22 protein-coding genes and 1 pseudogene are annotated in these 24,392 nt (G+C 63.4%); 11 read left to right on the forward strand and 12 right to left on the reverse strand.

Annotated elements, in window-relative coordinates; all coding sequences use genetic code 11:
- Positions 1-37: 37 nt before the first annotated feature.
- Positions 38-1,405 (forward strand): efflux RND transporter periplasmic adaptor subunit, encoded by a 1,368-nt coding sequence (locus DIE06_RS30840; protein ID WP_124664667.1) that lies wholly within the window; start codon positions 38-40, stop codon positions 1,403-1,405.
- Positions 1,406-1,436: 31 nt separating this feature from the next.
- A complete protein-coding gene (locus DIE06_RS30845; protein ID WP_124664668.1) occupies positions 1,437-2,930 on the forward strand; it encodes an efflux transporter outer membrane subunit in 1,494 nt (497 codons plus the stop codon).
- On the opposite strand, the gene DIE06_RS30850 is transcribed toward DIE06_RS30845, so the two are convergent.
- Together DIE06_RS30850 and DIE06_RS30855 are read right to left on the reverse strand one after the other, a co-directional pair.
- On the reverse strand, positions 2,911-4,383 hold the full coding sequence (locus tag DIE06_RS30850) for a heavy metal sensor histidine kinase (protein WP_124664669.1): 1,473 nt from the start codon (positions 4,381-4,383) through the stop codon (positions 2,911-2,913). The two genes, DIE06_RS30845 and DIE06_RS30850, sit on opposite strands and share 20 nt — an antisense overlap.
- A complete protein-coding gene (locus DIE06_RS30855; protein ID WP_124664670.1) occupies positions 4,380-5,057 on the reverse strand; it encodes a heavy metal response regulator transcription factor in 678 nt (225 codons plus the stop codon). The genes DIE06_RS30850 and DIE06_RS30855 overlap by 4 nt, the downstream gene beginning before the upstream one ends.
- A gap of 235 nt (positions 5,058-5,292) precedes the next feature.
- Here DIE06_RS30855 and DIE06_RS39195 point away from each other — a divergent pair.
- A pseudogene (locus DIE06_RS39195) lies at positions 5,293-5,523 on the forward strand (site-specific integrase); the annotation flags it as partial.
- A 29-nt stretch (positions 5,524-5,552) separates the two neighbouring features.
- Here the strand turns inward: DIE06_RS39195 and DIE06_RS30865 are convergent.
- The 3 genes from DIE06_RS30865 to DIE06_RS30875 all read right to left on the reverse strand — a co-directional run bounded on the left by DIE06_RS30865 (position 5,553) and on the right by DIE06_RS30875 (position 7,477).
- The gene (locus tag DIE06_RS30865) at positions 5,553-6,032 is read right to left on the reverse strand and encodes an RES family NAD+ phosphorylase (protein WP_124664671.1); all 480 of its coding nucleotides are present in this window, start codon (positions 6,030-6,032) and stop codon (positions 5,553-5,555) included.
- Positions 6,029-6,484: an antitoxin Xre/MbcA/ParS toxin-binding domain-containing protein gene (locus DIE06_RS30870; protein ID WP_006753033.1), complete on the reverse strand. Its 456-nt coding sequence runs from the start codon at positions 6,482-6,484 to the stop codon at positions 6,029-6,031. The genes DIE06_RS30865 and DIE06_RS30870 overlap by 4 nt, the downstream gene beginning before the upstream one ends.
- A 351-nt stretch (positions 6,485-6,835) precedes the next feature.
- Positions 6,836-7,477 (reverse strand): HD domain-containing protein, encoded by a 642-nt coding sequence (locus tag DIE06_RS30875; protein ID WP_124664672.1) that lies wholly within the window; start codon positions 7,475-7,477, stop codon positions 6,836-6,838.
- A 216-nt stretch (positions 7,478-7,693) separates the two neighbouring features.
- On the opposite strand from DIE06_RS30875, the gene DIE06_RS30880 reads away from it, so the two are divergent.
- From DIE06_RS30880 to DIE06_RS30890, 4 genes are all read left to right on the forward strand, one after another.
- Positions 7,694-8,659, forward strand: a complete 966-nt coding sequence (locus tag DIE06_RS30880) for a GlxA family transcriptional regulator (protein WP_124664673.1) — start codon at positions 7,694-7,696, stop codon at positions 8,657-8,659.
- A 218-nt stretch (positions 8,660-8,877) separates the two neighbouring features.
- The gene (locus tag DIE06_RS39200; RefSeq protein WP_260433824.1) at positions 8,878-9,003 is read left to right on the forward strand and encodes a hypothetical protein; all 126 of its coding nucleotides are present in this window, start codon (positions 8,878-8,880) and stop codon (positions 9,001-9,003) included.
- 107 nt (positions 9,004-9,110) lie between these two features.
- Positions 9,111-9,422, forward strand: coding sequence for a DUF4148 domain-containing protein (locus tag DIE06_RS30885; protein WP_124664674.1), 312 nt, complete (start codon positions 9,111-9,113; stop codon positions 9,420-9,422).
- 311 nt (positions 9,423-9,733) lie between these two features.
- Positions 9,734-10,447 carry a dienelactone hydrolase family protein gene (locus DIE06_RS30890; protein ID WP_124664675.1) on the forward strand — a complete coding sequence of 238 codons (714 nt, stop codon included), beginning with the start codon at positions 9,734-9,736 and terminating at the stop codon, positions 10,445-10,447.
- A gap of 306 nt (positions 10,448-10,753) precedes the next feature.
- Here DIE06_RS30890 and DIE06_RS30895 read toward each other — a convergent pair whose 3' ends face one another.
- Complete coding sequence (locus DIE06_RS30895; protein ID WP_124664676.1) at positions 10,754-11,695, reverse strand: LysR family transcriptional regulator; 942 nt, start codon at positions 11,693-11,695, stop codon at positions 10,754-10,756.
- 237 nt (positions 11,696-11,932) lie between these two features.
- Entirely contained in the window at positions 11,933-13,222 is a 1,290-nt protein-coding gene (locus DIE06_RS30900; RefSeq protein WP_124664677.1) for an adenylosuccinate synthase, read from the reverse strand.
- 140 nt (positions 13,223-13,362) lie between these two features.
- On the opposite strand from DIE06_RS30900, the gene gcvA reads away from it, so the two are divergent.
- Positions 13,363-14,268, forward strand: coding sequence for a transcriptional regulator GcvA (gcvA, locus tag DIE06_RS30905; RefSeq protein WP_124664678.1), 906 nt, complete (start codon positions 13,363-13,365; stop codon positions 14,266-14,268).
- Positions 14,269-14,599: 331 nt separating this feature from the next.
- On the opposite strand, the gene DIE06_RS30910 is transcribed toward gcvA, so the two are convergent.
- Positions 14,600-14,917: a DUF4148 domain-containing protein gene (locus tag DIE06_RS30910; RefSeq protein ID WP_124614825.1), complete on the reverse strand. Its 318-nt coding sequence runs from the start codon at positions 14,915-14,917 to the stop codon at positions 14,600-14,602.
- A gap of 314 nt (positions 14,918-15,231) precedes the next feature.
- Between DIE06_RS30910 and DIE06_RS30915 the strand changes: the two genes are divergently transcribed.
- Positions 15,232-15,585: a hypothetical protein gene (locus DIE06_RS30915; RefSeq protein WP_124664679.1), complete on the forward strand. Its 354-nt coding sequence runs from the start codon at positions 15,232-15,234 to the stop codon at positions 15,583-15,585.
- 1,825 nt (positions 15,586-17,410) lie between these two features.
- Entirely contained in the window at positions 17,411-18,727 is a 1,317-nt protein-coding gene (locus DIE06_RS30920; protein WP_124664680.1) for a replication initiation protein, read from the forward strand.
- A gap of 89 nt (positions 18,728-18,816) precedes the next feature.
- On the opposite strand, the gene DIE06_RS30925 is transcribed toward DIE06_RS30920, so the two are convergent.
- The 4 genes from DIE06_RS30925 to DIE06_RS30940 all read right to left on the reverse strand — a co-directional run bounded on the left by DIE06_RS30925 (position 18,817) and on the right by DIE06_RS30940 (position 23,610).
- Positions 18,817-19,848 (reverse strand): ParB/RepB/Spo0J family partition protein, encoded by a 1,032-nt coding sequence (locus DIE06_RS30925; protein ID WP_124664681.1) that lies wholly within the window; start codon positions 19,846-19,848, stop codon positions 18,817-18,819.
- A complete protein-coding gene (locus tag DIE06_RS30930) occupies positions 19,841-20,536 on the reverse strand; it encodes a ParA family protein (RefSeq protein ID WP_006759638.1) in 696 nt (231 codons plus the stop codon). The genes DIE06_RS30925 and DIE06_RS30930 overlap by 8 nt, the downstream gene beginning before the upstream one ends.
- 469 nt (positions 20,537-21,005) lie before the next feature.
- Positions 21,006-21,170 carry a hypothetical protein gene (locus DIE06_RS38520; RefSeq protein ID WP_185733511.1) on the reverse strand — a complete coding sequence of 55 codons (165 nt, stop codon included), beginning with the start codon at positions 21,168-21,170 and terminating at the stop codon, positions 21,006-21,008.
- Between the two features lie 1,315 nt (positions 21,171-22,485).
- Positions 22,486-23,610, reverse strand: coding sequence for an MBL fold metallo-hydrolase (locus tag DIE06_RS30940; RefSeq protein WP_124664708.1), 1,125 nt, complete (start codon positions 23,608-23,610; stop codon positions 22,486-22,488).
- An 83-nt stretch (positions 23,611-23,693) separates the two neighbouring features.
- On the opposite strand from DIE06_RS30940, the gene DIE06_RS30945 reads away from it, so the two are divergent.
- A complete protein-coding gene (locus DIE06_RS30945) occupies positions 23,694-24,347 on the forward strand; it encodes a TetR/AcrR family transcriptional regulator (RefSeq protein WP_124664682.1) in 654 nt (217 codons plus the stop codon).
- The last annotated feature ends 45 nt before the right edge of the window (positions 24,348-24,392 follow it).

Consider the following 24,392-nt stretch of genomic DNA (forward strand, 5'->3'; position numbering starts at 1 on the left):
CCCGATTCCCTTCGACTCGCCCGACCTCGAACTCATCATGAACGACACGACCGAACCTCTCACCCCGCCGCCGGCTGCCGAACCGGAAGCGATGCCACCGGCCGAGCGACGCGCGGCGCCGGAAACGCCTCCGTCCCGGCGCGGCCGCAAGCTCGCCGTCCCGCTTGCCGCAATTGCAGTCGCCGCCGCGCTGCTCGCGATCGGCATCGTGCCACGCATCGACGCGCGCGCAGCGCAGCGCCATCAGGTGGCGGCACAGCAGGCACTGCCGGTGACCGTGATCCAGCCCGGCGCCGCACCGGCCGACCAGACACTCACGCTGCCGGGCGCGGTGATGCCGTATGCGGAAGCGTCGATCTACGCGCGCACGAGCGGCTACATCGCACACTGGAGCGCGGACATCGGCACGCATGTGAAGGCCGGGCAGACGCTCGCGCAGATCACGGCGCCCGACCTCGACGCGCAACTGCGCCAGGCGCGCGCGGACACGGCGACCGCGCAAGCGAACTACGACTATGCGAAGTCGACCGCGCAGCGCTGGCAGGACATGCTGAAGACGCAATCGGTGTCGCAGCAGGACACCGACACGAAGGTCGCCGACATGAACGCGAAGCGCGCGATGCTCTCATCCGCGCAGGCCAATGCCGCGCATCTGAACGAGCTCGTGTCGTACGAATCGGTGACCGCACCGTTCGACGGCGAGATTACCGCACGCAACGTCGACGTCGGCACGCTCGTGACGGCTGGCGGCACGCCAGGCAGCCCCGGGCTGTCGGGCGAACTGTTCCATCTGGAGCAGACCGACACGTTGCGCGTGTTCGTCGACGTGCCGCAGGACAGCGTGGCCGGCGTATCGGCCGCTACGGCCGTCTACCTGACCACGCAGCAGTATCCCGGGCGGCGCTTCGCCGCGCACGTCGCGCGCAGTGCGGGCGCGATCGACCCGGTCACGCGCACGCTGCGGGTCGAGATCGACGTCGACAATCGCGATGGCGCGTTGCTGCCCGGCGCGTATGCGCAGGCGCACCTGCTCGTGGCGAGCGCGGCGCCCGCGTTCGAGCTACCGGTCAGTGCGCTGCTGTTCCGGTCGGCCGGCGTGACGGTTGCAACGGTCGGCGCGAACGGACGCACGGAGCTGAAGACCGTCCGGATCGGGCGCGATTTCGGCACGCATGTCGAGATCGTCACCGGGCTCGACCCGACCGATCGCGTGATCGATAACCCGGGCGATTCGATCGCAAGCGGCGAAACCGTGAAGATCGTGTCGGTCGAGCACGGCGCGACGCCAGCCGCTTCGCCGACAGCGCAACCGGGCACGGCAGGCAGTGTGCCGTCAGCGCCACGCGCGGAGGCGTCCATGCCCGACTCCGCGCCCGTTGCGCATGCGTCGAACGCCCGCGCCTGACCCACCCATGCACACCCGTGAGACTCCCGCCATGCGTCTTCGTCACCCGCTCCCATTCGCCCGCCGCGTCGTCGCGCTCGGCGTCACCGCCGTGTTGGCCGCTTGCTCGACGCTGCCGCCCTATTCGCCGCCCGCTGTAGCCGTGCCCACGCACTATGCAGGTGCACCTGCCGCGCAACCGGGTTGGAATGTCGCGGTGCCAGCCGATACCGCGTCGCGCGGCGCGTGGTGGACCGGGTTCAACGACGCGGATCTGAACGCGCTCGAAGCGCGCGTCGACGTGTCGAATCAGACCGTGAAGAAAGCCGTTGCCGATCTCCAGCAAGCGCGCGCGATGGTCGATGACCAGCATGCGGGGTTTCTGCCGACAGTCACGGCGGGGGTTGCGCAAAGCCGTTCACGCATATCGCGGAACAAGCCTGGTTCCTCGCTCGCCGGCAAGACGACATCCGACTATCAGGTCGGCGTGGCGGCGAGCTGGGAACCCGACGTGTTCGGCCGCGTGCACGATGCAGTGGCCGGTGCGCAGGCGAACGCGGACGCGAGCGCGGCCGATCTGCAAGCCGTAAAACTGTCGGTCACGGCCGAACTGGCGACCGACTATTTCGCGCTGCGCTCGTTCGATACGCAAAAGCGGCTGCTCGACGACACGGTGCGCGCGTATGCGGATGCGCTGAAACTACTGCAACAACAGCTCGCGGCCGGCGCGATCGATGCGTCCGCGGTCGCACAAGCCGAGACCCAGCTGGAAGCAACTCGCACGCAGGATACCGACCTCGACGCGTCGCGTGCTCAGCTCCAGCATGCGATCGCGACGCTCGTCGGTGAAAGCGCATCGACGTTCACATTGCCGCCGCGAGTTCAAGCGTTCGACGTGCCCGCCATTCCGACCGGCGTGCCGTCGCAACTGCTCGAACGACGGCCTGACATCGCGGCTGCCGAGCGTCGCGTCGCGGCCGCGAATGCGCAGATCGGCGAAGCGCGCGCGGCGTTCTTCCCCGACCTCGTGCTGTCGGCGAGCGCCGGGCTCGAAAGCGGGTTGTTCGCGCCGTGGCTGAGCGCGCCAAGCCTGTTCTGGTCGCTCGGCCCGCAACTCGTCGGCACGCTGTTCGACGGTGGCCGGCGTAGCGCGACGCTGCGCGGCGCGCACGCGCAGTACGACGGCGAGGTCGCCGACTATCGGCAGACCGTGCTGGTCGCGTTCCAGCAGGTCGAGGATCAACTGTCCGGGCTCGATGCGCTCGCGTCCGAAGCCGCCAGCCAGCAGCGCGCGACCGACGCGGCCGACCTGTCACTGCGGCTGACGACGAATCGCTTCAAAGCCGGCGCCGTCAGCTATCTGGACGTGGTGACCGCACAGACGATCGCGCTGACGAATCAGCGCCAGGCCGATCAGATCGCCGCGCGCCGGATGGAAGCTTCGGTCGGATTGCTCAAGGCGCTGGGCGGCGGCTGGCACGCGGGCGCGGATATCACCGCCTCGGCCGCCGTGTCAGGCACGGCGATCAACGCGCAGGGTTCCTGACGAAGGTGAGGATGAACCGCGTGGCCGCCGCATCACTTTCGACGCGCGCGGTGCCGCCGTGCAGCTCCATTACCGAGCGGACGATCGCAAGCCCGAGTCCGGCCGTGCCGCCCGGCACGCCGCCGCTGCGCGCGGGGTCGCCGCGCACGAATCGATCGAAAATGCGCGGCAGCAGCGCGGGATCGATCGGCTCGCCCGGGTTCTCGACGACGACCTGTACCGCGTCCGCCGTTTCGTCGACGCGCAGCGCGATGACACCGCCCGCGGGCGTATAGCGCAGCGCATTCGCGAGCAGGTTGCCGATCGCGCGGCGAAACAGTTCGACATCGGCAGTCAGCTGGCCGTGCCCTTCGACGCGCAGCGTCGAACCCGCTTCGTCGGCGAGCCCTTCGAAATATTCGGCGATGCGCGTCAGCGCGTCATGTACGTCAAATGCGCGCTGTCGCGTCACGAAGGTCGGGTGTTCGGCACGCGCGAGAAACAGCACGTTCTCGATCATCCGCGCGAGACGGTCGTATTCCTCGAGATTCGATTCGAGCAGCGCCTGGTATTCGTCGGGCGAACGCGGCCGCGCAAGCGCAACCTCGGTCGCGCCACGCATGTTGTTCAGCGGCGTGCGCAGGTCGTGCGCGAGATCGGCACTGAATTGCGACAGATGTCCGAACGCTTGCTGCAGGCGGCCGAGCATCGCGTTCTGCGCATCGACGAGCGCGCGCAGTTCGCGCGGCGCGCCTGCGGCGTCGAGCCGCGCGTCGAGCCTGTCGACGGTAATCCGGCCGGTGTTCGAGACGATCTCGCGCAACGGCACGAGCGCCGTGCGGATCAGCCAGTAGCCGAGCAGCATCGCAACCAGCGCGCCGAGGCCGCCGGCAATCTTCAGCTTGTCGCGATAGCCGTCGAGCAGTTCGGCGCGATCACCCATATTGCGCGCGATTGCGATCCGGATTTGCGTACCATCGCGCAGCATGGCATCGGTGACGACGCCGCGTACGGGCGTGCCTCCGTCGGCGCTCCAGGTCGAGATCCGATCAGCCGTAATTCGTTCGGCCGCCGGCACGGGCATCGCATGAGGCGGAAACAGTTCGGCGTCGGGCAACGCGGGTGACGCTGTGCCCGATGCTGCCGCCGGCAGCTCGTCGCGCTCGTTCCGCCCGACGTTGTGCCGCGCGAGCACATCGCCTCGATCGTCGACCGCGGTCATCGACAGAGCCGCGTTACCGAGCACCTGGCTCGTCAGCCGGTCCGCATGCGCGCGCACGGCGTCGAGCGAATCGAGTTCGCCCGCAAGCCGGCGCGTATGCCGTGCGGCAAGCACGATGTCAAGGTCGTCCTGTGTACTCACTTGCCGCTCGAGGCCGGTGTACACGTACGTGCCGACGAGTGCGAAGACGGCGAGCATGGTCGCGCCGAACGCGAGCGCGAGTGTCGCGGCAAGCGATCGACCGAGCATCATGCACTGTCCTTCGGTTCGAGGACGTAACCCACACCGCGCACCGTATGGATCAGCTTGACCGGAAACGCATCGTCGATCTTCGCACGCAGCCGCCGGATTGCGACTTCGACGACGTTGGTGTCGCTGTCGAAGTTCATGTCCCAGACATACGACGCGATCTGCGTGCGGCTCAGCACCTCGGCTTGCCGGCGCGCGAGCAACTGCAGCAACGAGAATTCGCGCGGCGTCAGGTCGATCCGTACCGCGCCGCGCTTCACGCGGCGGCGTACGACGTCGATTTCCAGGTCGCCGACCACGATGCGCTCCGTCTCGCGTGGTGGGCCGCGGCGAGCAAGCGTGCGGATACGAGCGAGCAGTTCGACGAATGCGAACGGCTTCACGAGGTAATCGTCGGCGCCGAGCTCGAGACCGTGCACGCGGTCCTGCACGTCGTCGCGCGCGGTCAGGAAAAGCACGGGCGTGGTGTGTGTATCGCGCAGGCGCTTGAGCACGCCCCAACCGTCGAGCACGGGCAGCATCACGTCGAGCACGATCACGTCGTAGGTCTCTTCCTGCGCGAGCAGCAGCCCTTCCGCGCCGTCCTTCGCGAGATCGACACTGAAGCCGGATTCCTCGAGCCCTTTCTTGAGATACGCGGCTGTCTTCGGCTCGTCTTCGACTATCAGGATGCGCATGATCGGCTCCATCACATTCGATTGGGATAGATGCGGCGATGTTACCGGTAAACCGGCGGGCGAAAAGCCTCGCGGGCCAGCGGCACCGCGTGATTACGAAAATGTAATCAAAGGGTCAGCGCGTTGACTGTCACGGCATTCCGCACGAAGAAAACCGACAACTCGAACGAGCAGCCCGTCTCTGATCGATCAATGCATCATGACAATTTCATTCCGACACACTTGTCCGCGAGCAGTGGACACGAATCGCTGGAGTCATGACCCCGTCGGCGCATTTCGCGCGTGGCGGGAAACGGCCGCGATCGGTTGTGCAGCATGTGGCGATGTTCGAACGTTTTCTGCGCCACCTCGTCGCGCATCGCTGGCGACGTTCGGCCCCGATCACATCGCAGCGTTCCTGACTGGGCTCGAACGCAGCTGTGCGCCGGGCACGTCGACACGCGTGCGCCATGCGAAGCTGATCGACCTTGTGAACGCGACCACGCGCAACAGGCGCTATTCGCTCTTGTTCGACTGGATCAGCCGCAGAATCCGGCTGTCGTACGGCGACTGCATGACTTCCGCGACGCGGATGTCGGATGCGGCAGGGTGCAACGGATTCAACAGGAAGTTGTGCGCGTGCGGCACGACGACGCTCGGTACGCGCAGCAAGGCGCTCGGCTGCGTATGCAGCCATTCGGTGCCGGCGCTGCGGGTCCAGTCGACGTTCTCTCGCCAGTCGGCCGGCGCATCGCCATCCGCGATCTCGGCAACGTCCACCGATTCAGGCACCTCGACCCGAAGCAGCTGGTAGCCGCTCGGCAATTGCGCAACGGTGGCGATTTCGAAGTGAACGAGCGTCTCGAGCAGCGCGAGCGCCGGATGCTCGGCGAGGTAGACGACGGGCTGCCCGGCAAAATGCCAGCGCCCGCCGGCCCGCAATCCGCCGATGCCTTTCAGATCCGCGTAATTGCTGATCCGCCACAGCGTCGTCAAGCGAAGTACCCCTCGTCGATCTGCGTGAGGGCTTCCTCGACGAGTCGCGCGCCATGCTCGGTACTCGACATGTCGAGCGACGTGCGTCCGCCGAAGCGCTGGAGCCCGTTGCGCAGCCACGCCATCGCCTTGTCCTGGTCGCCGAACGTGGCCGTCGCCTGCGCGACGATGCGCGCCAGCCGGATCGCCTTGTCGGACTCCTCCGGTGACAGGCGCTCGTGCGCCTGGCGGCGATGGCTAAGCGTGCGCCGCGGGATGATGAAGGCGAGTTCGTCCGATTTCAGGCCGCGCTCCGACAACCGGTCGATCACCGCGACGTCGACGCGCGCGCTCGCCAGCTCGGCGAGATCGGCGCCCGAGCGCACGCGGATCGCAAGCAGTTGCTCGAGGATCGTGAACTCGGCCTGGCGCGGGTGCGCGACGCCCGAAGGGTGAAACGCGATGGTGCTCATGACTCGTCTCCGGCAATTTGCCCAACTATTATAGGCGTTTTGCCGAAAACGGGTAGATTCGGTCGTCAGCGGTTCGATGGAGCAGAGTCGCGGGTGCCGGCGGAGCGGGCTTTCCGCTCGCCGCCCCGCGCCGTCACGTGCCTGTCGGGTGGTGCGAATCGGAGATTCGCCATCGGGATGGGGAGGGTGAAATTCAGTCTATAAAGTGGCTCGCCGACGTCACGCCGTTGTCACGTAACAACTTTTCTAATGAATAACCGATCGGCAGATCGGTTCCCGCCGCCGTTCGGGCATCGAGTGCGTGCGACGCACGGGGTGCGTTCCCTCCGCCCTGCCCGCCACCGACACCGATCAGCCGGCCCACGCCGACGATCGGATCACGCTGCAGAAATTGCCTGCATGGAAATGCGGATCCTTGTCGGCCAGCACATCGGCCTTCACGTTGCCGAACGTCGTGTCCGGCTTGTGCCGGATGCCGTCGTAGAACGCCTGGATGATGTCTTCCTTGAAACGCGACGTGCGCGGATGCGCGCGAACGACGGCTTCGCGCTCGACGTCGCTGTACTCGGGATACGTGAGGCCCAGCACGTCCATCTCGACACCCGCGGTGACGAGCGCGACAACCGGATGCATGTGCTGCGGAATCCCGGGGGTCGTGTGCAGCGCGATCGCGGTCCACACGACGTCGATGTCCTGCTGCGAAATGCCCTTGCTCTTCAGGAAATCGCGGGCGGCGTTGGCGCCGTCCACTTCGAATCGCTCGCACGCGCTGCTGTGCCGATGGGTGAGTCCCATGTCATGGAACATGCAGCCGCAATAGAGCAGTTCGGGATCGTAGCTGAGCCCGCGGCGCTGCCCCGCGAGCGCACCGAAGTAGTACACGCGGCTGGAGTGATGAAACAGCAGTTCGGACTCGGTATCCCGCACGAGTTCGGCGATCTCGCGAGCGAGTTGGCTATCGGGAACGGTGATGCCGGCGACGTTCATAGTCATGATCGACCTCCATGGAAGACAGTATTCATTCTCCGGAGACCGCTGCCTGGCATCAATCGACGTGTTACGCCAAATTCTGCCATTTTGCTCGATCGACGGCCACCCTGCAGGAACCCTCGAATCCTGCCCGCGAACTGCACCGACGCCCTGCTCGCTGCCTCGCACGGCGCGTCTATACTGCTACGCATCACGTTCGACACAACACGCAACCGAAACATGCCTAAGGTCGTGGGTATTTTCGCGGTACCGGGCGTACAACTGCTCGACGTCGCCGCGCCGCTCGACGTATTCGCCCAGGCAAACGCCGAATGCGGCAAGCCGTTCTACACGCTGCGGATCATCGCGAGCGAGTCCGGCCCGATCCGCACGTCATCGGGCGCGCAATTGCTGGCCGACTGGATCGCTCCCGACACTCCCGATCGCATCGACACGCTGCTCGTTGCCGGTGCGCCGGGTGCCGGCCGGATCGCGCTGCGCACCGACGTGCTCGCATGGCTGCGCTCGGCCGCCGTGCAAAGCAAGCGATATGGCTCGATCTGCACCGGCGCATTCATCCTCGCGGCGACCGGCCTGCTGAAAGGACGACGCCTGACGACGCACTGGGCCGCGGCCGATGCGCTCGCCGATGCCTATCCATCGCTCACGGTCGAAACGGACGCGCTGTACGTACGCGACGGCAAGCTGCGCACCGGTGCCGGCGTCACGGCAGGCCTCGATCTCGCGCTGGCGCTGGTCGAGGAAGATCTCGGCCGGGAAATCGCGCGGCGCGTCGCGGCGCAACTCGTCATGTACTTCAAGCGCCCGGGCGGGCAGCTCCAGTTCAGCCGCGGCGGCGAGGCACGCCCGGCCGGGCGTTCGATGCTGCAGGAAGTCCAGCGCTGGATCGCCAGCCATCCGGAACTCGAACACTCGGTGACGGAACTCGCGAAGCATGCGGGCATGAGTCCGCGCCACTTCGCGCGGCTCTTTCGCGCGGAGGTCGGCACGACACCGGCCGCATGGGTCGAAGCAACCCGCGTCGCGGCGGCCCGCCAGTTACTCGAAAACGGACATGACACGCCGAAGCAGGTCGCCGCGAAATGCGGCTTCGCGAATGTCGATACGCTCAGACGGTCGTTCGCGAGGCATGTCGGGATCACGCCTGCCGAATACCGGAAACGGCAGGCGGTCGTCGACGCGTGATGCGATACGCTCGACGACGCGGCACGGACCTACCCGTCGATGTGTGAAGGTAAAGGCCTGGTTCGATTGCAACGCGAGGGGGGCGCGTATTTCCGTGCCCACCTCAAATACTTCGTTATCCGATTCAATTTGGCTTTCTGTCGGGCAAGGTCGGCGTGCGATCGCCATACGCCCCAGTCCTGGAGCGTGCCGGCCCATCGTTTCTGTGTCGACACGCCATGCCCGAAGCACCCGCTGCCGCGACGATCATGCGCCAACCGCACCCCGTGACCGCCATCAGGCATGCCGGCAATCATCAGACAAAAATCCCGTTTTTCCGCGAATCGTTTACCCAGTTGCAATAATTATTCGCTGGAACGCCTATTTCCGACCGGTATCGCGATCGCTACGATGCAATCAACCGCTGAACGCAACAAGCGAAGCGCGAAATCTACGAAAACCGGAGGTCACCATGAAGTCGTTCATCCATGCAGTCGTCGCTGCCACCGCCCTGTCCGCATCGTTTGGCGCATTCGCTCAGTCGAACCCGTCGGACCAACTGACGCGCGCCCAGGTCCGCGCAGAACTCGTCCAGCTCGAACAGGCCGGGTACAAGCCGGAAGTGTCCGACGTCCACTACCCGAATGCGCTGCAGACCGCGCAGGCACGCGTGACGAACGGCGACGCAACGGGTTACGGCGCACAGGCCGCCGCCGGCGTGCGTGCCGGCCGCACGATCGCGGTCAAGGAGAACGCTCACGACTCGGTCTATTTCGGTCAGTAAGACCGCCGCACGCGGCGCGTATCGCGATACGCCCGCTGCCGACGAAACACCCCGCGCCCGTTCATCGGGGCGGGGTGTTTCGCTTCGGTGCACGCAACGTGCGCGCCGTCTGAAGCTCGACCGATGCGCACGCGCGGATCGGCCGCCGCATGGCACCGTTCACGCAGACCGCCGGCGTTTGCGCATAGAATGGCCGCGTGGTCGGCGCCGGCCGAAGCGAACGCGAGCGCAACCTCGAGTCACCGGACATACCGCACTCGCTGGCCGACCCGATGCCGCACTCATCGCATTTTTCGAAAAGGAGCGGTTTCATGTCTCAAACATCCGGTTCCATGATCACGTTTCGCCGCCCGGACGGGCAGGAACTGCAGGGCTACCTCGCCACGCCGGAAAAGACCGAAGGTGCGCCCGCGGTCGTCGTCATCCAGGAGTGGTGGGGCCTGAATGACCAGATCCGCGGCGTCGCCGATCGCCTCGCGCGCTGCGGCTACTGTGCGCTCGTGCCCGACCTGTATCGCGGCAAGTCGACGGTCGAGGAGGAGGAAGCGCACCACCTGATGACGGGCCTCGATTTCGGCGACGCCGCGTCGCAGGACATTCCCGGCGCGGTGCAATACCTGAAGACGCACGCGTCGCGCGTGGCGATCACCGGCTACTGCATGGGTGGCGCTCTCACGCTGCTGTCGCTGCAGTTCGCCGATGCGGACGCCGGCGTCACGTGGTACGGATTCCCGCCGCTCGACTACCTCGATCCGTCGAAGATCAAGGTGCCGCTGATGGGTCACTGGGGTACGCAGGATGCGTTCTTCGCGATCGACCAGGTCGATGCGCTGGAGAAGAAGCTGACCGACGCAAAGGTCGCCGTCGAATTCCACCGCTATCTCGCGCATCACGCATTCGCGAACGAAACGGCCGTCGGCCCGGGCCGCATCGGCGGCACGCAGTTCGATCCGGTATGGTCGCAGATCGCGTGGGATCGTACGCTCACATTCTTCGGTCGCACGCTCTGGGACAAGCAGCAGTAATACCGCTGCGGGCACTCGCGGCCGCCGTGCAGCGACGCACGTAAGGCGAAACGCCACGGACCTCCGTCCGTGGCGTTGTCATTTGCGGCGATGAATGCGTGACGCGATCGTCACGCGCGTCACGGGTTCGACACCGCATTTTCATCGACGCGTGCATCGAGCGATGCAACCGGCCGGAGACGTCGTGCCGCAGCGTCCGCATCATCAAGTTCGGTATGCGAATCATCTGGCACGACCGACCGTCGACTCAAGGACGACGTCACGTGCGCCGCGTCATCCGACCCGGCACACATTGCCCGCCTTCGCTCAGGACTCGCAGGAACCGCGCAGCGCCGCCTCGTCGGCGGAAAGCATTTCAGGCACGCATTCGCGCAGGAAATCGACGAATGTACGGATCTTCGCGTCGAGATACTGGCGCGACGCGTACAGCGTATAGACCGTCAGCTTCTGCAGCCGGTACTCGGGCAGCACGCGAACCAGCGCACCGCCCGCCAGTGCCGGCACCGCGGTCGACATCGGCAACGAGCCGATTCCAAGACCGGCGCGCAACGCAGCGCCGAGCGCGTCGGCGATGTTGACCTGGAAATCCGGCAGCGGCAGTTCGAACGTCTCGCGACCGTCGGGGCCGTCGAGATGCCAGCGATCGCGCGGAAAGATCGGCGTGACGATCTGCAGGCATGCATGTGCTTCGAGATCGCGCACGTTGCGCGGCGTGCCGTGCTCCTTCAGATAGGCGGGCGACGCGCACAGCACGCTGTGCACATCGCCGAGCCGCTGCGACACCAGCCCCGAATCGGGCAGTTCCGTCGCGCTCAGTTGCAGCGATACGTCGTAGCCTTCGTCGATGATGTCGGGCACGTGCTGCGACAGCGTGAGTTCGACCGCCACCGACGGGTAGCGCTCCCGATAACGCATGACTGCCGGAACCACGTAGGCCTGGCCGAAACTCGTCGTCGCATGGACATGCAGCCTCCCCGACGGCTTCGCCTGCGCGTCCGCCGCTTCGGCTTCCGCTTCGTCGATATAGCCGAGGATGCGCTGGCACCGGTCGAGATAGCGCTGCCCGGCATCGGTCAATGCGATGCGGCGCGTGCTCCGGTTGAGCAGACGCGTGCGCAGGTGCGTTTCGAGTTGCGCGACCGAACGCGATGCGTAGGCGGTGGTGATATCCAGGCGCTGGGCCGCGCTCGTGAAGCTGCCCTCCTCCGCCACCCGGACGAAAATGCGCATCATCTGTAACGTGTCCATCGACATGTCCCCGGGATTGAAATCGCCGTGCAGCGGCGCCTGCTCCGGCGCGATCCGGTCTGGCGCGAATTGTGCGGAACAGTACCGCAGCGGTGCAGGCATGTCCAGTTTGCCGTGCGCCGCGGCGGCGGACCATCGCTTACGTGACAACCCATGCCGAAGAACGACCGGCACCGGATCGGTGCAGACCGCATGGCGGCGGCCTGCCGGGCGCGCATTGCACGCGCCGCGTCGCGCTCAAGCCCGGTCGAAGGGGTTGCTCAGCACGATCGTGTCGTCGCGCTCGGCGCCGGTCGTGATCATCGACACGGGCACGCCCGCAACCGCCTCGACGCGCGCGATGAAATCCTGTGCGGCACGCGGCAGCGCCGCGCGCTCGCGCACGCCCTTCACGGTGCCGTCCCACCCTGCGAACGTTTCGTAGACGGGCGTTGCGCGCGCCTGCGCATCGAGGCTCGCGGGCAGATGGTCGACGCGTGCGCCGTCGAGTTCGTAGCCGACGCACAGCTCGATCGACGCAAAGCCGTCGAGCACGTCGAGCTTGGTGAGCGCGAGCGAGTCGATGCCCGAGATCCGGACGGCCTGCCGCAACTGCGCGGCATCGAGCCATCCGCAGCGGCGCGGCCGGCCCGTGTTGACGCCGAATTCCTGTCCGCGTGCGCGCAGCGTTTCGCCGGTGGCGTCGGTCAGTTCGGTGAGGAACGGGCCGCCGCCGACGCGCGTCGCGTACGCCTTGGTCACGCCCAGCACGTGACCGAGTTTCGATGCGCCGAGGCCCGTGCCGGCCGCCGCGGCCGATGCGACGGTGCCCGACGACGTCACGAACGGATACGTGCCCCAGTCGATGTCGAGCATCACAGCCTGCGAACCCTCGAACAGGATGCGTTCGCCGCGGTCGTTCGCCTCGTTGAGGTCGGCCCACACGGAACGCATGAACGGCAGGATCTTCGGCGCGATGTCGACCAGTGTTGCCAGCATCGCGTCGCGCGAACACGGCTCGAGCCCCAGGCCGCGGAACCATGCATTGTGGTGATCGACCAGCACGTCGAGCTTGTCGGCAAGCCGGCCCGGCTCCGCCAGATCGGCGACCCGCAGCCCGCGGCGCCCGACCTTGTCCTCGTAGGCCGGCCCGATCCCGCGCAGCGTGGTGCCGATGGGTTCGCGACGCAAACGCTCCTGCGCCTGGTCGATCGCACGGTGAATCGGCAGGACCAGCGTGGCGTTCTCCGCGATCGACAGATTGTCCGGCGTCACCGACAGCCCGAGCCCGGCCATCCGCCCGATCTCGGCCAGCAGCGCTTCCGGATCGAGCGCCACGCCGTTGCCGATCACGCCGCGCTTGCCGCGCACAATGCCGCTCGGCAGCAGCGCGAGCTTGTACGTCTTGCCACCGACGACCAGCGTATGGCCCGCGTTGTGGCCGCCGTTGTAACGGGCGACAAGATCGGCCTGCGCCGCCAGCCAGTCCACGACGCGCCCCTTGCCTTCGTCACCCCATTGGGCGCCCACCACCACCACGTTCGGCATGCTCCATACTCCGTGTGAGAAATCCAGACACATATTCAGGCCGTATCGGCCGTTTGTGTGCCATATTGACGGAGCAGGATGACCCGATCAAACGATTAAATCTGAGCATTCGTGTGAGTAAAATTCACGCGAAACGACGAATGGCCCGACGACTCCCTCCGTTGAATTCGCTACGTGCGTTCGAAGCCGCGGCCCGGCTCGGCAGTTTCACGCTCGCCGCCGACGAGCTGTGCGTGACGCATGGCGCGATCAGCCGGCATGTCCAGCAACTGGAGGCATGGCTTGGCCGGCCGCTGTTCGAACGGCATAACCGGCGGGTCGAACTGACCGATGCCGGTCGCGCGTACCTCGCCGAGGTCGGCGCATCGTTCGACCGGATCGCGCTCGCCACCGCGCAGCATTTCGCCCAGGGGCAGCAGCGCGTGCTGCGCGTCAGCGCGCCCGCGACGTTTTCGCTGCGCTGGCTCGTGCCGAAGCTGTCGTCGTTCCAGGTTGCGCATCCGGCCATCGAGGTGCGGCTGTCGACGTCGAACGAGCCGATCGAGAAGTTGCGCGACAAGGTCGATCTGATCGTCCGCGGCGGTCCGCAGGCAATCGACGGATATGTCGCCGAGGAATTCCTGTCCGAAGTCCGGCTGCCTGTATGTGCGCCGAAACTGCTCGAGGGCAGGCCGCTGCGTACCCCCGCCGATCTCGCCGGCTTCACGCTGCTGCATGCGGCGACGTATCCCGGCATGTGGCCCGAGTGGCTCGCGGCGGCCGGGCACGCGAATCTGGTGCCGCGGCATTCGCTCACGCTCGAGCATTTCTATCTGACGCTGCAAGGCGCGCTCGACGGCCTCGGCGTCGCGATGGGGCCGATCGCGCTCGTCGCGGACGACATTGCCGAAGGCCGGCTGGTGCAGCCGTTCAGCGAACCGGCACTGCCGCCGTGGCGCTACTTCACTTATGTGGCGGCCGCGCGCGCGGAAGACGAAGCCGTGCGGGCATTCAAGGACTGGCTGAAAGCGACGGGGAGCGCGGCGGCAGCGGACGCGCGGCGCTGACTGAGTCGGCTGCGGTCGGTCAGTTGGGCGGATTCGAGCGCACCGTTGCGCCGGCCCGTATGGCGCGTGCATGAACGCCTGTCGTCTCGTGATTCATCCGACGATTTTCGTATCCTGAAGGATTCCTATGAAATAGGATATGCCGAATGCCCGACTCGTTCATGGCGAGCAGGAAGGTTCGACGCATGTCGAATTACCCATCCAGAAACAAAGGATATCGAATCAATTAATACGGATGCGATACCTGCATGGTGCCCCGGGCGCGCATCACATTTCCGCGGCACAAATGACAAGCCCCGGCTCGGGCCGGGGCTTGTCGCGCGGCGGACGTTTATTGGCTTGCGCCAGCGGCGCCGGCTGCCTTCTTTTCCGCGTTCTGCAGGTTCTGCGGATAGTTCGGATCGTTGGCCGCCGGCTTGTAGCCGGCATCTTCAAGTTTCTTCAGTTCCGCGTTGTTCTTCGCGCGCGCTGCCTTGTGTTCGGCTTTGCGCTTTGCTCGTGCGGCCTTGCGCGCTTCAGCCTTCGCGGCCTTCGCATCCTGTGCAGCCGGTGCGCTGGCGTCGGTTTGCGCGAACACCGGAGCGGCCGAGCCGAAGAGGAACGCTGCTGCCGTGGCAGCCAGCGTCAGTTTTTTGATCTGGATTCGCATCGCTGAACTCTCTTTTCTGATTAGTCAAGGATTGAAAGCACATCGAGATACCGCCCCTGCCCCTGATCGGTCTTCATGTTGCGATCAGGGCCTTTGCATCATAACCGCGTTGTAAAAAATGTGGCGCCATCGTGTGCACATTCCCGGGATACACGTATGGGATACGTCATACCGTCACGTGTCCCGCGCGCCCGTCCGAGCCACGTTTCGCCGGGACCACGGCAATGCATCGCGCCCGGAAATCACGCGACGTGCACGACCGGGGCAACCGTATGACGACGCGGATTGTTCCGTCGATACGATGCAGCTTGCCGATGAAGATGAGATCCGTTTCGGCGCTTCGCGCACTCGTCCGACGCCGAGTGTTTCACCTGTGGAATCTGCTGCTCGCGCAACGCGATCGTCGCCTCGTGAGCGGAACATGCGCCGGAATCGCGGACCTGTGCGCCATGTTGCGATTCGCTGCCGCGCGAACGACAGTTCCTCCCATAAACGACCACGATCCGTTCCGCGCCGAGTCCGCCCCGTTCGACTACACGTCGACCGGATACCGTGCGAACCAACGGGTAACCGATCGCCGCATGCATGGTTACCTGTTCGGCACGATTCGTCACCACTTGTGGGAGACGACGTTCGCGGGCAGAGACGGCAACTGCCTCACAAGGTGAACGCTTCAATCGGCATTCGTTCACGATTGCGCTCGGGCATCACACGAACGGTTGCATGTGCGAATGCGCCGGCGCACGTCATCGTACCGACGTCACGAACAAGCCTCGAGCCTGTGCGACGAGGACGCCCGCATGTCCGGCGCTGCGAACATCTCACAGCTTTTCCATCGGGTGCCCGTATCCTGTGCGGACGCGTCGCGCCGATGGTTTATCCGTCCGAGGGGCACCTTGTCGGTGAGCTTTTACAGGAACTATCGACTTCCGACGGTGAGAATATTCGGGATTCGAAGCCGATCCGGTGACGGTGAGCTTTGTCAACGGCGCCCGCCTCACGTTCGGGGCAATGCCGGGATCGCGATACCGCACCGATTCCGGTACTGCCCAAAGGTAGAAAACTGCAACGCTGAATGAACGGAGCCAGCGTCCAGGGAGTGGGTCCGTTCACAGGTCGCTGACTGGAAAGTGCGGGATAAGGCGGCACGATAGCCGAAAACTTATCAACGGAAGCGCCAGCACAGACGCCAAAAAAAACCGCTTGCGGATGGATTCCGACGATTTCTTACTGCTGTGAGGGAAACCCGCGACATTTCCGTGTCAGGCGCACTGATCGTCGTCTGCGGGTAATCCCGGATGGGAAACGTGCCGCAGCGGGCATTTTCCGGTCCCATAGGTGGGAACCTATGTCCTGAAAACGCGGATTCGCTCCCATAAGTTTCTACGTTTGGACCGTTGTTAGTAGGTACTCACCTCGTTGGGAAGCCTTGTCAGGCCTGGAAGGCTTGCAGAATCAAGGCAATTATTGGGGTTCCACAGGCCTGAGGCCCCAGATTGCTGTGCTTGTCGAGCGCCCAAGCTCGTTTTGGTAGCGGTTTATGGGGGTTGTTTTTCTGCACAGGCACACGTGTGTTTACATCTTTGGTAAACAACGTTTACTTCTTTAACTACCTTTAGACGGCTCACAGCCTTGCCTGGTAAGGGTTTGACAGGGGTTCGGTACCCATTTATGGGAGCACAGGCGGAAGGGTATGGGGTTTCAGGTCTGTGGATTTGGGGAATCGGGTACCGCGCTGTGGGAAATGAGGGTTGTGGATATGGGGCACGCGTAGCCTGTTATGGGAATTCGGCCCAAAAACGCTTCAGGTAGCCATCTATGGGGGAATCCATTGGTAGCCATTTATGGTGCCCTCTTGCTGATCTGCCAGCGGCGCCGGGCACAGCATTTCATGTGGGGTTGCCTGTTATGGGGCGGATTTCAGGTAGTCGTTTATGGGGCCTCCAGTGACCGCGCGATCTCGTTTTGATCGTCCCTTCGATTGCAGGGTCCCATAAACAGGATCGGCCCGGCGGATAGGTTGCCTTCTGTGGGGAAATTTGAAGGTAGCCATCCATGGGGAGCATTCTCGCCTCACGGGCACGCGTGAAGACAAAACGCCAGCCCGGTGGATTCCGACAGGTACCCGTTCATGGGACACGTCAAAGGTAGCGTGTTATGGGGGGAATGCCGATCGTGTTGCGAGGCACCACGAATCGGGTTCGCCAATCCCGTTCCGGTCGATTCTTTCCCATGAATGGGTACCTTCAGTCAGGCAAGTCCCGTGCCGGATCCTGGCGACAGACCGCACAGGTAGCAGGTTTTGGGAGCTGTTTTTGGCTGAAAGGTATATGGATATGGGGCTCTGCACAAATCGAAAAACTGGAATTTTTCCTTTTGTGACGGATGGTTAGCGGAGATAGTGAAAGTGATACTAGAGAAAGAGGCGTTGCTTGGCGGCTCGAAAAGGTATAAAGTCCGCCATCAACACGGTCACCTTCTCCGGACATCACGATGCCGCGCAAGCCCGCAATCAAAGGCTCCGACAAGCAGGTTTCGCTATTTCAGACGCCCGAGCCTCCCGATCTGCTGCGCAAGGCGGTCCAGGCAATTCATATCGCTCCGAAGTCCGGAAAGATCGGTCTGCAGCAGCGCAAGATGTTCAGCTCGCTGATCAAGAACGCCCTTCGTCAGGAAGCGTTCGAGCCCGGCCGGACGAGCTTCTCGATCTCGATCGCCGCGCTCTCGCACGAAAGCGGGTTGAACAGCAACAACACGAAGTACGTGAAGGACACGGTCAACTCGCTGATCAGTACCGTCGTCAACTGGGACTACCTCGCCGCGGACCGCTCGACGGTGTGGAAGGCGTCGGGCCTGCTCGCCGGCGCCGAGCTCGAGCAATCGGTACTGAAGTACAGTTTCTCCGACCAGATTCGCAGCGAGCTGCTCAATCCGGAGATCTATGCGCTCATCGATATGCGGATCGCGCGCGAATTTCGGCGCTCGCACTCGCTTGCGCTGTGGGAAAACACGGTGCGCTACGAGGGGATCGGCATCACGGCGAAGATTCCGCTGCCAAAATTTCGCGATCTCATCCTCGGCCAGGACAAGGCATCGCAGTCGTACAAGGAGTACAAGCTCTTCAAGAGCAAGGTCCTGGTGCCGTGCATTCAGGAGGTGAACGAAGTTTCCGACCATATGCTCGAGCTGATCGAACACAAGTCAGGTCGCAGCGTGGAGGCCGTCCAGTTCAAGGTGACGCGCAAGCAGAGCGCGGATATGGTCGAGGAAGGCGACGTCAAGAACGAAGCCCTCGTCGACGAGGTCGCCAAGTTCGGCATCCCGCGTTCGGAAGCGCGCCGGTTGATCACGCAGTACGGGGTGCAGCGCATCAAGGCGGCAATCGCCTATACGCTCAATCGGACTACGAAGAAAAACGCAGCGCCGGTCGACAACGTCGCCGCGTATTTCCGCAAGGCGCTGACGCACGGCTATACGCTGTCCGATGGGCAGGGGACCGAAACGGCCGCGCCGGCAAAGGAATCCGCGCAGAGCAAGCAGGAACAGATTCGCGACAAATACCTGGCTGCGAAGGTCGACGAAGCCGGTGCGTATTTCCGTGAGCTGGAGATCGACGACCAGACCAAGCTGATCGAGCGCTACAACGAGACGGTGACCGGTTCGAAGGATCTCACGCTGTCGCCGAAGAAGAAGGCGAGCAAGCTGGCGCAAACCAGTTTCTTCCGGTGGCTGGCGCTCGATACCTGGGGCGAACCGACCTCGGACGATTTGCTGGAATTCCTGCTGAAAAGCAGCCTCGCGACCAACTGATCAAGGCCTCGCAGCCTGGCATGCGCCGTGCGCCGGACTTCATCCGGCTGCGACGTGCCATGCAGGTGCGGGGCCTTTGTCTTGCTCGCCTACTTTTGCGTGTCTGCCGCCAACTCGGCGACGTATGCGTCGATCACGGTCTTGAGCCGGTCGGCGAGTGCTTCCTGTTGGGATGCATCGACACCCTTCAGTTGCAGATCCAGACGCCCGTCCGGATAGGTCTTCAGCTGACCGATCGCGCGTGATTCGAGCGCGAAATCGTGACGCACGCTGTAGCGCGTGCGCCCCGTCTTCTTGTTGCCGTCGCTCTGCGCGCGCAGGAAATTCTCGAGGTCGCGCACCGACTTCTTCCGGTCGATCACCGCCGTGAGCAGACGGTCGGCAGCCGGTTCGCCCAGGCGTTCGAATATCAGCTTCAGGAAGTACGCCGCCTGCAGGCCGACCACATCGTTCGCGCTGGCCATCCGTTCGAGCAGTGTGTTGGGCAGTGCGTTCAGCGACAGCGTCTTGCTGATTGACGCCTTGTCCTTGCCGATCTTCTCTGCAAGCGTGTTCTGGTCGGGGAAGACTTTTTCATCGAGAAGGCGCTTCCATGCGACCGCATCGTCGAAGATCGTCTGGCGCTCGTGGTCGTGGTTGGCGCGATACGCGATCGTATAGAGCTGCTCGGGCGTGTGGTCCGTCCGGAACGTCGCATTGATCGTTTCGTCGCCGTTGATGCTCGTCGCGCGCAGGCGGCGTTGCCCGTCGATCACGACGAGCTTGCCGGGAAATTCCGGGAGACGCGTGACCTTGATCGGCTCGATCTGCCCTTCCCGCTTCAGCGTCAGTGCGAGCTCGTGCAGGCTCGACTCCGAATAGAACACGCGCGGGTTGAACGGGTTCGGGATGCAGTCCTTGACCGCGACCTTCTGCGGCGCGCCGAGGTCGATCGCGTCGGCGGGCGTGGCCGAGGTCGGGGCGACGGGGGCGGCGGCTTCGACGGCGGGATTCGACGCGGGCGTCGGCTCGGGCAGGCGCGTTTCCAGCGCCGCGTTTTCCTGCGCGAGCCCGCGCAGCAGGCCGGCCGCGAGATGGAGGTTGCCGGTCGGCTTCTTCTCTTTCGATGTGTCCTTAGCCATGAGCGGCTCCAGTAGCGCGCGTCGACGCGATGTATTGGGCCATTTCGGTGACCAGCCTCTCGATTTCCGCGCGGGCTTCCTTCAGCCCTTTCAGATATCGATTGTGATGATGGATCGTGGTGCCGAGGGCGAACGTCTGCCGGTAGACCTCGCGCTGCGCGATCTGGCTGTCGAGCAGATGCTCCCCTATTTCTTCAGCTCTTAGAATTTTTAAAATTTCTTCACGCATTTTAGTTTTTCCATTGACGCTATTCAGCATCAGCGCGGAAGACAAATTCGGGTTCCGAACCGCGCGCATCGACTCGATCATGCGAATCATCGCGACGGTGCTGTACAGGTCGGCCGGCGAAGGGGACAGCGGCACGAGGCAGAAGTCGGCGACTTCGAGCACGGACGCGATGCGCGGGTCTTCCAGGTTACCCGGGCAGTCGACGACGATCACATCGAAATTTGCATCCTGCTTCTTGATCTCGCCGCCGATACCACGACCGGCGGGGGCCAATGACAGAACCGTCATCGGGAGCGTATTTTCCCCGCTCGTGACCCATCTGACCGACGTGCCTTGAGGGTCGGCATCGATCAAGGCGACCTTGTTGCCGCCGGCCTCGAAGGCCGCCGCGATATTGACGGAGATGGTCGTCTTTCCAGTACCACCTTTTTGATTACTGACGGCGATCTTGAAAGCCATTAAATTCCTCCAAGGAGTTTTGCGTAATATATGCAGTTGTTGTTGAAAAGTCCAGAAAAGTATTAGATGGCCAGAGAAATTTTCTGATTGATGTTGTTGTCACGTGACAAGCAGGCCAAATGGCTGGCTAATGATTCGTGATTTTAAATCCAATTAAAAATAGAAACTGGTGACACTTCACTCGAGATGGAAGTTGCAAATGCGGTGCTGGGGACTTCAGCGCCGGAGGCAACAAGAAATCGCAGTGCGGATCCAGGGGGTAATTTCGTTATTGTTCTGGAAGCGCTGGTGCAGTTCTGCCGTCGACTTGAGATCCGGAATGGTGCCGGACTCTGCAGTTGTCACGTGACAAGTCGATACGGCTGACAAGGGCCCGCGAATGCACGTGGAGAGGAGTTTACAGAATCGGCGTGCGATGGTGACCCTCCGGATTTTTTTCCTCTTTCCTTTTGCTGCAGTTTGCACTCAGCTATAACGGCTGGTGCTGGTGCTGGTGCTGGTGCTGGTGCTGGTGCTGGTGCTGGTGCTGGTGCTGCGACTGCGACTGCGACTGCGACTGCGACTGCGACTGCGACTGCGACTGCGACTGCGACTGCGACTGCGACTGCGACGGATGTGGGTTGTTACGTGACAACCCGCCTCAAATGGTGACTCTGGACGGATATCGCTTGCCTCAACGCAGCCGCATAGAAATCGCTGGCGTGAAGAAGTCGGTGCAATATACGAAGCGTTCGTGGTCGATTGAGCCAGGTCACTGATGGGAAAGCCATTTGGGTTGCGCGGTTGTCACGTGACAACCGCTGACGCTTCATGCGGGAATGACCGGGTTGATACGATGCGGCGTTTTCATTGGCAATGCAAAAGGACACGTTGTACAAGTGTCAATGTGCGAGCAAGCCATGCTGGGTGCGGTGCAGTGGTGTGCTGCTGGCGCTTTCTCTGAGCATTCCTTGAGAGTCGCAGGCTCAACCTTCGCTGGCATACCACCACTCGAGTATCTTGGCGGATATGATGTGGCCCCAATAATCCAGCGGATCAGCATTCACCCATCCACCGTTGCACCGACGGTGGGGTAGGGGAAGAGGAAGGCAGATAGTTGAAGCTTTGTTGTGTCACGCGTGATTCGATCGTGGCGGGCACCGGCACGGTGTCACGTATCCTTATTACACGACGGCTTTTGGTGGCGAATTCGTTTATGTCGGCGAAGCGAGATGACGTGAATCAGCAGGGTCGTGAAACATTTCTACAAAAAAGGGGGGGCTTCGTAAACCCTTGTCCAGCAATGAGTTGCGCCACTTTCTTCATGTTGTTTCACGCGAAATGAGTGCGATCGGCAGGCAAAATGGGGGCGCATGAATCTCCCGTGCACTATTAGACTCAAGCATCCGAGATTGATGCAAAATCGTATCGCTAGAAACGTGTTTCGTAGTAATTGATACGATGTGATTCTAAATCGCAGTGCATTTCGATCGACTTGCCAACGACGTGAGACATCGCACCGGGGGATTCAATAGATGCGGCTCCCTCTTCGTCGCCAGTTGTCACGTGACAACGCGGTGCGCCGGCCGTGCCGGATTGCGAACCCGTAGGTGTCGGGAGAAACTGAAGCGGGTGCCTGCTCGATATTGAATTTGCAGGGCACGCCATGGCGGCGTTGAGCGAAAGCTGATTCCGTAGGCGACCTCGGATCACCGTCTACAAGGGGCTTGGCGAGTGTCTATCGCTGCGTGGATGAATCGGGAATCTGCAGAATCTGCATCAAGAAGGGGAAGCGTCTCGCCATCATTGGACCGGTCGCGTATATCTCGGCCAACGCCGGAGATCTACTCGCGGGGCTGGTCGATCATCGTCGCCGACCAGCCGCCAACGAGCCCGCTGTTACGCCCCGTATTACGACGAAAATTCATCGCCGCGACGTTTCCGCCCAGAAACCGCCGCGGCCAGCGAACCTACTTGGTCGCCTGCGATGCGCACGGCTGCCACCGGCGCGTCTTCATTGCGGGAGCCTTTGCAGGCTCATCGACCGATCGCCACCACCGTTCGCCGCGATGCGGCTCATTCAGATCGAGTCGCTCGCCCATCCTGGGCGTTGATAGCTCGACGCCACGCACCATTGCCAACGCGGTGACGCGCTCGAACGGTTCTTGCCAACGGTGCATCGCGAGATCGAACGTGCCATTGTGAATCGGCATGAGCGTGCGACCGCGCAGGTCGATGTGCGCCTGCACGGTTTCTTCCGGCTGCATGTGTACGTAAGGCCATTGCGGGTCGTATGCGCCGGTCTCGATCAGCGTCACGTCGAAGGGCCCAAGACGTTCGCCGATTGTCCGGAAACCGTCAAAGTAGCCGGTGTCGCCGCTGAAGAACACGCGCAGATCGTCGTCGACGATGACCCACGACGCCCACAGCGTGCTGTTGCCGTCAAACAGGCTGCGGCCGGAGAAGTGCTGCGCCGGTGTCGCGGTGAGCGTCAGGCCGTCGACGTCGATGCTCTGCCACCAGTCGAGCTGGCGTACCTTCCGCGAATCGATACCCCATTCGATCAGGCGGTCGCCGACACCCAACGTCGTGACGAACACGCCGGTGGTAGCCGCAAGTGCGAGCACCGTGTCGCGGTCGAGGTGATCGTAATGATCGTGCGACAGGATCACGCCGCGCAACGGCGGGAGGTCTTCGAGCGCAATCGGCGGCGCATGGAAACGTTTGGGGCCGACGCGCCGGAACGGCGATGCACGTTCGGCGAATACAGGATCGGTCAACCAGAACTCGCCGCGCAGTTTCAGCAGCAGCGTCGAATGCCCTAGCCGATACAGGCTGCGGTCGGGAGCCGCGTCGAGTTGTTCGCGGGGCAGTGAATCGATGGGCAATGCGCCCGTCGGGACCGTGTTGCGCGGCTTGTTGACCAGCATGTTCCATGCGATGCCGAGCGTTTTGCCGAAGCCTTCGACCGGCCGCGGTGCGACATTGCTGAAGCGTTCGCCATTGTGCTGCGGCGACTCGCCGGACAGCGTGCGGCCCCGCCTGGCGGCGGCGAAACCCAGTACGCGATGAAGAAAAACGAGAGGCGAAGCCATATCGATTCGTCCGGAAATGAAAGTACACCGGAGAGTGTAGTTTATCCCTGGGAAAAGTAAACTCGACAGTGTAAAATTTTTATATGGATACGAGTACTTCTCCTCAGCGCCTGACCGACCGAAAGCGTGCGGCAATACTCGCCGCGGCGATCGAGGAATTTCTCGCGGCCGGTTATGACGCGACCAGCATGGATCGCATCGCCGCACGCGCTGACGTGTCGAAGCGCACCGTCTATAACCACTTCCCGGGCAAGGAAGCGTTGTTCGCGGCGATTCTGAATCAGTTGTGGGACGCGACGCTCACCACCGGCGCGCCGGCCTACTGCGCCGACGTGCCGTTGCGCGATCAGCTCATCGCGCTGCTGGGCCGCAAATTGCGGTTGCTGAGCGACGAAGCGTTTCTCGCCCTCGCACGCGTCGCCATCGGTGCGGCCATCCACTCGCCGGAGCGCGCGCGCGACATGGTCGAACGCATGGGCGAGCGCGAAGAAGACGTGACGGTCTGGATTCGCGCGGCCGCGGCGGCTGGCCGGCTGACGGTGACCGATCCCGTATTCGCCGCGCATCAGCTGCACGGGATCGTGAAAGCGTTCGCGTTCTGGCCGCAGGTGACGATGGGCCAGCCGCCGCTCGGTGTGCCGGAACAGCAGAAGGTCGCGGAAACGGCTGCCGACATGTTTCTTGCGTACTACGCGCGTGCGGACCACGCCGGTGCGTCAGGTACCGGGCAGGACTGACCCGCGCGCCGTGCGAAGCGGAACAGACGCATCGATATACTCAAT

The sequence above is a fragment of the Burkholderia sp. Bp8998 genome, from assembly GCF_003854235.1.
In the GTDB taxonomy this organism is placed as follows: Bacteria; Pseudomonadota; Gammaproteobacteria; order Burkholderiales; family Burkholderiaceae; genus Burkholderia.